The following is a 7,954-nucleotide window of genomic DNA, read 5'->3' on the forward strand; positions in this document are numbered from 1 at the left end:
TCATGGCCCATGAAGGGAATCCACGCACCGGGCATGAATTGCACCCGTTCGGGCAGGCGTTGCATGTGGGCCGCCACCCAATCGCCATGCTGATGGAGCATCGAAATCGCCATTTTGCGCGACACCCCGTTGGGCACGACAATTTCGACACCGTCAAATGCCGGATCAATGCGCAATTTGAGTCGCGTCGCGCGCGCACTTGGCCGCAATCGCACCGGCAGCGGGCCGATTTTGGGCATATCGATCTCGGTTTCTTCGGTATTCTTGAGCATTCGGCGCGGATTTTTCCAAAAGAGAGGCAAAAAGTGCGATCTTTTTGTGCCTTTTTCGGGCCAAACCCATCTTGGGTCTTGCCCCCTAGTAGTGTTTTCCTATACTCCGCGCTCAAGGTCTAGGGGCGATTTGCGACATATGGGTTGCAGCCCCGACAGGACGCAGGCGTTAGGTGCCGCGCCCTGCATTACATCGGAAGAAGAAAGGCGTCACTCCCATGAGCGATCAGGTCAAAAAGGTCGTCCTTGCCTATTCAGGCGGTCTGGATACCTCCATCATCCTGAAATGGCTTCGCGAAGAATATAACTGCGAAGTCGTGACCTTCACCGCCGACCTCGGCCAGGGCGAAGAGCTGGAACCGGCCCGCAAAAAGGCAGAGATGTTCGGCGTCAAACAGATCTTCATCGACGATCTGCGCGAAGAATTCGTCCGCGACTTCGTCTTCCCGATGTTCCGCGCCAACGCCCTTTATGAAGGTGTTTACCTGCTCGGTACCTCGATCGCGCGTCCGCTGATTGCCAAGCGCCAGATCGAAATCGCCGAAGAAGTTGGTGCAGATGCCGTTTCGCATGGTGCCACCGGCAAAGGTAACGACCAGGTCCGCTTCGAGCTGGGCTATTACGCGCTTAAGCCGAACGTCAAGGTCATCGCACCGTGGCGCGAATGGAAGCTGAACTCTCGTACTGCTTTGCTGAACTTTGCCCGCGAACACCAGATTCCGATTTCGGCCGACAAGCTTGGTGGCGATGAGCCGCCCTATTCGACCGACGCGAACCTTCTGCACATTTCCTATGAAGGCAAGGCGCTGGAAGATCCGTGGGTCAAGCCGGACGAAAATATGTTCGAGCGCACCGTTTCCCCGCAAAACGCACCCGATGCGATCACCACGATCGAGATCGAGTTCGAACAGGGCAACCCGGTTGCGATCAACGGCGAACGCCTGAGCCCGGCAACGCTTTTGACCAAACTCAACGAAGTTGCCGGCAAGAACGGTATCGGTCGTCTGGATCTGGTCGAAAACCGTTATGTCGGCATGAAGTCGCGCGGTGTTTACGAAACCCCGGGCGGTACCATTCTGTCGGTTGCACACCGTGCGATGGAAAGCATCACCCTTGATCGTAACGCCGGTCACCTCAAGGACGAGCTGATGCCGCGTTATGCCGAGATGATCTATAACGGTTACTGGTGGTCGCCGGAACGTCAGGCCCTGCAGCGCCTGATCGACGAAACCCAGCGTACCGTGAACGGCGTTGTGCGCCTTGATCTGTACAAAGGCAACGTCACCGTCACCGGCCGCAAGTCGCCGAACTCGATCTACTCCGAAGAGCATGTCACGTTCGAGGCCGACACCGTTTACAACCAGCGCGATGCAGAAGGCTTTATTAAGCTGAATGCGCTTCGCCTGCGTCTTGGTTTTGACCGCGACGGCATGAAGTAAGTATCCGCAAGCAATTGTGGAGCGGCAAGCGAGGGGCATTTTTGCCCCTCGTTTTCGTTTGAAAGCCAAGCTATAAGCGGGCTCTTAACCTGTTCAGATAATTATATCGGTCATGCAGCGCTATAAATGTACCGTCGAATATGATGGCCGCCCGTATCACGGCTGGCAGTACCAGGACGAAGTGATTTCGGTTCAAAAAGTCTTTGAGACTGCGATCGAAAAATTCGCCGGTGTATTCGTGCGCGTCTATGTGTCGGGCCGAACCGATGCCGGGGTGCATGCGCTGGGGCAGGTGGTGCATTTCGATCTGCCGAAATACTACCCGGCGGAAGCGGTGATGAATGCGATCAACCATCACCTCAAACCTGATCCGGTGGCGATCAAGGAATGCGAGGAAGTCACGGAAGACTTCCATGCGCGGTTTTCGTCAAAGAAACGATATTACATGTATCGCATCATCAATCGCCGCGCACCGCTGACCTTTGAGGCGGGGCTGGCCTGGGGTGTTTATAAGCCGCTTGATATTGATGCGATGAACGAAGCGGCCCAACATCTGATCGGGACGTTTGATTTCACAAGCTTCCGGGCCAGTGAATGTCAGGCCAAAAGTCCGATCAAGACGCTGGAAAAGCTTGAAGTCACGCGCGGGATCGAAAACCCGCTTGAAATCCGCGTCTATACCGAAAGCCGGTCTTTCCTGCATCATCAGGTGCGCAATATGGTTGGCACACTTGTTCTGGTTGGCAAGGGCGCCTGGAAGCCGATTGACGTTAAAACGGCCCTTGAGGCCAAGGATCGCAGTGCGGGCGGCCCGACCGCACCGGCCGACGGGCTTTATTTCGTCAAGGTCGATTACTGACACCCGATCAGATCGAGATCCGTTCAGCGTCTGAAGTAAATTCAGCAGACGAATATTCAGCCTGACCTTTGCGCATTACCTGTGCGCATTTCATCCTTCCCGGACCTCCTTGTAGAAAAAGCGGCGCACAGGCGAAATTTTTTTCGGTTTTGTATCTGCCACTCCCCATATGACGCTTATTGATATGGTTGTTCATCTTATGGGTAGGTGTTCACCTATCGGTAACGAACTGTAATTACACTCTTAATTAATATTTAGTTGGCTGACTCGCGTTCAGGTTGCTAAAAGTCTGTACGATAGTATTGCTCTATACTAAAGTTTAATTTATAGGATTGTATATCTTATATCTCTGCTGAACCAGGCGACCAAGACCCGGGAAGAAGCTGAACCGCCGATCTAGTTGCTAGAGGGGCTCGTCGGTGACCAACGATGAAATGAGAGTGAGTATGTCGAAAAGTTTGATTTTCAAGGTGGCTCTCGCCGCCGTTGCGATCCTGATTGCGGGCATCGCGCTTCTGGGCTTGCTGATCATGCAGCGCATCGATGACAAGGTGGCAAGTGACAGTCTTGAATCGCAGAAACTGAACCTTCGCGTTGCTGCGAAAATCTTTCAGGATAATCATCCCGAATTTTCCATGAAGATCAGCGAAGACGGTGAAACCACCGATCTCGTCATTCCCGAAATCCCGGATCTGTCGTCGCATGACCTGATTGACTCGATCGGGGCTGCCACCGGCCAGACGGCAACCGTGTTTGCCTTCGTCCCGGCAGAGCAGGACTTCGTGCGTGTTTCGACCAACATTATCAAGCCGGACGGAAAACGTGCGGTTGGCACCATGCTGGGCAAGGGCAGTGCGGCCTATCAGCCGATCATGTCGGGCAATACGTTCCGGGGTGAGGCGCTTATTCTTGGCACGCAATATGTAACGCAGTATTCGCCGATCAAATCGCCGACCGGTGATACGCTTGGCATCCTGTATGTCGGCATCGAGAAGGCACAGGTTGCCGAAGTGGCGACAGAGATCGAGCTGCGGATCGCGATTGTCGGTATTATTGTTGCCATCGCATCGGCTGTGTTGCTGTTCCTGTTGCTGCGCTGGCAGCTTGGACCGCTGCGTGACCTTGGTCAGACGATTTCCCGATTTGTCGAACGCGACTTTTCCGAAGAAGTTTCCTTTACCGATCGCAAGGACGAGATTGGCGTGATTGCCAATGGTCTTGTGCGTTGGCGTGAAACGGCGGAGAAAATGGGTGAGGCCGAGGCCGCCCGGGTGGAAGCCGAAAAACGTGCCGAAAAGGAACGTTTGGAACAGCGCAACCGTCTGGCCCATGAACTTGAACAATCCATTGGTCAGATCGTTGCATCTGTTCGCCAATCGTCGACCGGCATGCAGAAATCCACCGAACTGATGCGTGAGTCGGCCAATCATTCCCTGACCCAAAGTCAACGGGTGTCCGAGGCCGCTAATGATTCGGCACAAAGCGTTCAGACGGTTGCAGCCGCGACCGAGGAACTTTCAGCCTCGATCAGCGGCATCGGTGATCAGGTCCGTGAATCAACAGCGATTGCCGAAACCGCCGTCGGTGAAGCATCGCGTGCCAACGAAATGGTCGGCGGGCTGGCCGAAGCAGCCGAGCGCATCGGTGAAGTCGTGAGTTTGATTAACGACATTGCGGCCCAGACCAACCTCCTGGCGCTCAACGCGACAATCGAGGCCGCCCGTGCTGGTGAAGCTGGCAAGGGCTTTGCGGTTGTGGCGCAAGAGGTCAAAAACCTTGCCAACCAGACCGCCAAGGCAACCGATGAAATCGCCCAGCAGATCGGGGCGATTCAGGGCGAGACCAGGGTTACAGTCGAGGCAATTGAAAAGGTCACGCATACGATTTCGTCGATCAGCGAAATCGCATCAGGCATTTCTTCGGCAGTGAGCGAACAGAACGCCGCCGTTAATGAAATCGCCAACAGCGCGACCAGTGCATCGTCCGGTTCGAGCGAGGTTGTCGCCAACATCAACGAGATTCACGAAGCCGCCGCCAGCAGTGGGGCAGCCGCCAGTGAACTTGATCAGAATGTTGGTGCGATGGCCAAGCAGATCGATAGCCTGCAAAAGACCGTGTCGAACTTCCTGTCGCAATTGCGCGCAGGATAGAACGTTTCCGTTCAAAGCGGGTCTTTTACGATCAGACTGACAAGGGTGTGTTGTGGCATGCCCTTGTCAGGTTTTGCTTTTTTCCGATGTCTTTACGGTTGGTTACGCGTTGTGGGTGCCGGTTTTGGCCTCTGCCGGTGCAAGGGCGTCGGTAACCTTGCCAAGTGCGTCGAGCAGGACACGCTTTTCAAGACTGTTCAGCCCTGAAAGGGCCTGTTCATTCACAGCATTGACGATGGTCTGGATTTGCGGGGCCTTGGCCTTTGCCGACGGGCTCAGGTGGATGTGTGTGATGCGGCGGTCTTCATTATCTTTTTCGCGTTCAATCAACCCATCGCGTTCCATGCGATTGAGGGTGGCGGCCATGGTTGGTTGTTCGATTCCAACCTCTGCCGCAAGCTGCTTTTGCGTGCGTGTGGTGCCATCGGCCAGCGCAAAGAAAACCGGCAGATAGCCACTGCTTAGTCCCAGCGGTTTGAGTTTCTGATCAATCGCGCGTGCAAACAAGCGGGCCGCCCAGTTCGTCATATATCCGGCCGATTGGGTGCGTTTCAGGGGCATGAGAACTCCGGTTTCTGTCAAAATACATAGCTTGCTATATAAAACATAGCATGCTATATAATGCATAGTATGCTATTTAATTACGTGTGGCGCCACATCGCAATCCTTGTCTCAGGAGAAATGACGATGTCCACGATTTCAAAACCGACTTTGCGTATTATCCACCGCGTTGCCGGTGGGGCGGCGTTTTGCCTGATCGCCAGCTTCTGGCTGTCGACCATCATGGTCGAGCTTTTCGGGACAACCGATCAGATCGTGATGGTCAAAACTGCAATTGTCTGGAGCCTGTTGGCCCTTGTGCTGTGTCTTGCAGCCACCGGGGGATCAGGCTTTGCGTTGGCGCGGGGGCAAATCGCCGGGCTGGTTGCCGTGAAATTGCGGCGCATGAAGCTGGTCGCGGCAAACGGACTGCTTGTTCTTGTACCCTGCGCGATTGGGTTGGCCATACTGGCCCGAAACGGGCAGATGGATGATGTGTTTATCATCCTTCAGGTGCTGGAACTGTTCGCGGGCCTGATCAACCTTGTTCTGATTGGCCTGAACATCCGCGATGGTCTGCGCATGCGTCGCCCTGTGAGAACGAGCGTGGCAGTGTGACGCGCAATGCGTCACACTTCATCTGCAGACCCGCCACAAAATCTAGCCAAATATCCAGTGCCACAGGAACGGGATGGTTAATGCCGTGGCAAGGGTATTGAGCCCCATCGCAAGGCCGGAAAAGGCCCCGGCGGTTTCATTGACCTGAAAGGCACGCGCCGTTCCGATGCCGTGTGATGCAACCCCCATGGCAAAGCCGCGTGCGCGCCAGTCTTTAAGGCGGGCCATATTCATCACCATCGGGCCAAGGGTTGCGCCAACGATGCCCGTCGCAATCACGCAAACCGCGGTCAGGGCCGGAACCCCGCCGATATTTTCGGCAATGCCCATTGCGACCGGGGTGGTGACGGATTTCGGGGCCAAGGATGCCAGTGTTTCCGGGCTTGCGCCCAGTGCCCAGGCCAGAATGACGGTGCTGGCACTGGCAACCAGTGATCCGAACAGAACCCCGAATGCGATGACTGGCAGCGCACGTTTCAGCGTTTCGGTCTGACGAAACAGCGGGACCGCAAGTGCCACGGTGGCCGGACCCAACAGGAAGTGGACGAACTGCGCGCCTTCGAAGTAGGTGGCATAGGGTGTGCCGGTGACTTTGAGCAACAGGGCAATCAGGGCGATGGCGATGACCACCGGATTGCAGATCGGGTTGCGGTCGCTTTTCTGATACAGCCAGAAGCCGATGGCATAGGCAACAAGCGTGATGGTCAGCCCGGTCAGCGGTTTGGCCGACAGGTAAACCCAAAGCTGGGTGATATCGGTCTCGTTCATTGCCCGTCCTCCAGACTTTCGCCCGGTTTGGCCTTGGGCAGCAGTTTCGACATTAAAAGCGCGGTCAGCACCATGGCCAGCAGGGTGGAAATGATCAGGGCGGCGGCAATCGGCAACCAGTCACCCTTAAGACGATCAATCTGCGTGACAACGCCCACCCCGGCCGGAACAAACAGCAAGGAGAAATGGATCAGCAGATTGTCGGCCGCATCAGTGAGTACCTTGGGCGGGTTGCGTTTGATCAGAAGGCCAACAAACAGCAGTACCAGACCAATCACCGGGCCGGGAACCGGCAGATCAAACAGTTCCGAGACCACCTCGCCAAACAGCTGGCAGACAAGGATCAGGGCAAAAGCAGCAATCATCAAAAACCTCCCCACAGGCACATGCATGTTTTTCTGCGTAAGACATAATAGGCTTCGGGAAGTTCGACTTTTATTAATTACGCAAAACGCCCGTGCCGGGTGGGCACAGGCGTTTGAGATTGTTTGCTTTTTAGCGCGGCATGGATGCCCGCCTGCACGGGCATGACGAAAACCAAATTCCGTCGTTCCCGCGCAGGCGGGAACCTTTTGATGGCGGCGTTACAGAATTTCCAACGCGTTTTCGGGCGGACGGCCGAGAACGGCCTTGTCGCCATTCACAACAATCGGGCGTTCAAGGGCGCGTGGATGGGCGCAAAGTGCCTCGATCAGTTCGTCCCCACGCAGATCGGCAATGCCTTCTTCTTTGGCTTCTTTTTTGCGCAGGATGTCTTCGGGTTTCATGCCGAGCATATCAAGGATGCCAGAGAGTTCCTGTGGGGTGGGCGGGGTGTCGAGATAGGCGATCACGTCGGGGGTGATGCCCTGCTCTTCGATCAGGGCCAGGGTCTGGCGCGATTTCGAGCAGCGCGGATTATGGTAGATGCGGACCATCATGGTTGGGTCTCCGTATCAAAATGGATTTGTTCATTGATAGCGGTCTTTGGGGATGCAATCAAATCCCGTCGATCATCGAGAGCAGGTCTTCGAGCTCTTCGATCTCGCTATTGATGATGCGGGTGGCGGTGTCATAGCCAAAACCCTGACGGGCAAGGGCGGCCATATCCTTCTCGCGTTTTTCATCGCGGATCTCAGACCGGCGCCATGGGCCAAGGCGACGGCGACGGGCATAGGCCGCGGCGGCGGCAATGTTTGGGTCGGTGCCACGCACTTCCTCATAGGCGGCGTCATCGGCCTCGGCCCGAAGTTCGGTCAGTGCGGCATCGACCTGATCACTGGCAATGCCGCGCGATGACAGATCGGCGGCAATGACGCGAAGCGCCTT

General features: G+C 55.6%; 8 protein-coding genes and 2 pseudogenes. 4 read left to right on the forward strand and 6 right to left on the reverse strand.

From position 1 onward, the window contains the following. Positions 1–272 (reverse strand): annotated as a pseudogene (locus B3Z49_RS09195) (YgjP-like metallopeptidase domain-containing protein); the annotation flags it as partial. A gap of 218 nt (positions 273–490) precedes the next feature. On the opposite strand from B3Z49_RS09195, the gene B3Z49_RS09200 reads away from it, so the two are divergent. From B3Z49_RS09200 to B3Z49_RS09210, 3 genes are all read left to right on the forward strand, one after another. Continuing rightward, positions 491–1,711, forward strand: a complete 1,221-nt coding sequence (locus B3Z49_RS09200; RefSeq protein ID WP_008889015.1) for an argininosuccinate synthase — start codon at positions 491–493, stop codon at positions 1,709–1,711. Between the two features lie 112 nt (positions 1,712–1,823). Next, entirely contained in the window at positions 1,824–2,570 is a 747-nt protein-coding gene (truA, locus tag B3Z49_RS09205) for a tRNA pseudouridine(38-40) synthase TruA (protein WP_296990235.1), read from the forward strand. A gap of 446 nt (positions 2,571–3,016) precedes the next feature. Next, positions 3,017–4,720 (forward strand): methyl-accepting chemotaxis protein, encoded by a 1,704-nt coding sequence (locus B3Z49_RS09210; RefSeq protein WP_296990238.1) that lies wholly within the window; start codon positions 3,017–3,019, stop codon positions 4,718–4,720. Between the two features lie 102 nt (positions 4,721–4,822). Here the strand turns inward: B3Z49_RS09210 and B3Z49_RS09215 are convergent, their stop codons facing one another. Beyond that, a complete protein-coding gene (locus tag B3Z49_RS09215; RefSeq protein ID WP_296990240.1) occupies positions 4,823–5,281 on the reverse strand; it encodes a MarR family winged helix-turn-helix transcriptional regulator in 459 nt (152 codons plus the stop codon). A gap of 126 nt (positions 5,282–5,407) precedes the next feature. Between B3Z49_RS09215 and B3Z49_RS09220 the strand changes: the two genes are divergently transcribed. Further along, positions 5,408–5,878 carry a hypothetical protein gene (locus B3Z49_RS09220; protein WP_296990243.1) on the forward strand — a complete coding sequence of 157 codons (471 nt, stop codon included), beginning with the start codon at positions 5,408–5,410 and terminating at the stop codon, positions 5,876–5,878. 42 nt (positions 5,879–5,920) lie between these two features. On the opposite strand, the gene B3Z49_RS09225 is transcribed toward B3Z49_RS09220, so the two are convergent. The 4 genes and pseudogenes from B3Z49_RS09225 to B3Z49_RS09240 all read right to left on the reverse strand — a co-directional run. Next, positions 5,921–6,646, reverse strand: coding sequence for an LrgB family protein (locus tag B3Z49_RS09225; RefSeq protein ID WP_063085879.1), 726 nt, complete (start codon positions 6,644–6,646; stop codon positions 5,921–5,923). Beyond that, the gene (locus tag B3Z49_RS09230; protein WP_063085876.1) at positions 6,643–7,011 is read right to left on the reverse strand and encodes a CidA/LrgA family protein; all 369 of its coding nucleotides are present in this window, start codon (positions 7,009–7,011) and stop codon (positions 6,643–6,645) included. Before B3Z49_RS09230 ends, B3Z49_RS09225 begins: the two co-directional genes overlap by 4 nt. A gap of 219 nt (positions 7,012–7,230) precedes the next feature. After that, positions 7,231–7,566, reverse strand: coding sequence for an arsenate reductase (glutaredoxin) (gene arsC, locus B3Z49_RS09235; protein WP_008889020.1), 336 nt, complete (start codon positions 7,564–7,566; stop codon positions 7,231–7,233). A gap of 58 nt (positions 7,567–7,624) precedes the next feature. Further along, positions 7,625–7,954, reverse strand: a pseudogene (locus B3Z49_RS09240) (RecX family transcriptional regulator); the annotation flags it as partial.

This window comes from Thalassospira sp. UBA1131, assembly GCF_002311515.1.
Taxonomy (GTDB): domain Bacteria; phylum Pseudomonadota; class Alphaproteobacteria; order Rhodospirillales; family Thalassospiraceae; genus Thalassospira.

Excerpts from the sequence above, each read along its gene's own strand:
- B3Z49_RS09200 (WP_008889015.1), top strand. The coding sequence starts at position 491 with ATGAGCGATCAGGTCAAAAAGGTCGTCCTTGCCTATTCAGGCGGTCTG.
- truA (WP_296990235.1), top strand. The coding sequence starts at position 1,824 with ATGCAGCGCTATAAATGTACCGTCGAATATGATGGCCGCCCGTATCAC.
- B3Z49_RS09210 (WP_296990238.1), top strand. The coding sequence starts at position 3,017 with ATGTCGAAAAGTTTGATTTTCAAGGTGGCTCTCGCCGCCGTTGCGATC.
- B3Z49_RS09215 (WP_296990240.1), bottom strand. The coding sequence starts at position 5,281 with ATGCCCCTGAAACGCACCCAATCGGCCGGATATATGACGAACTGGGCG.
- B3Z49_RS09220 (WP_296990243.1), top strand. The coding sequence starts at position 5,408 with ATGTCCACGATTTCAAAACCGACTTTGCGTATTATCCACCGCGTTGCC.
- B3Z49_RS09225 (WP_063085879.1), bottom strand. The coding sequence starts at position 6,646 with ATGAACGAGACCGATATCACCCAGCTTTGGGTTTACCTGTCGGCCAAA.
- B3Z49_RS09230 (WP_063085876.1), bottom strand. The coding sequence starts at position 7,011 with ATGATTGCTGCTTTTGCCCTGATCCTTGTCTGCCAGCTGTTTGGCGAG.
- arsC (WP_008889020.1), bottom strand. The coding sequence starts at position 7,566 with ATGATGGTCCGCATCTACCATAATCCGCGCTGCTCGAAATCGCGCCAG.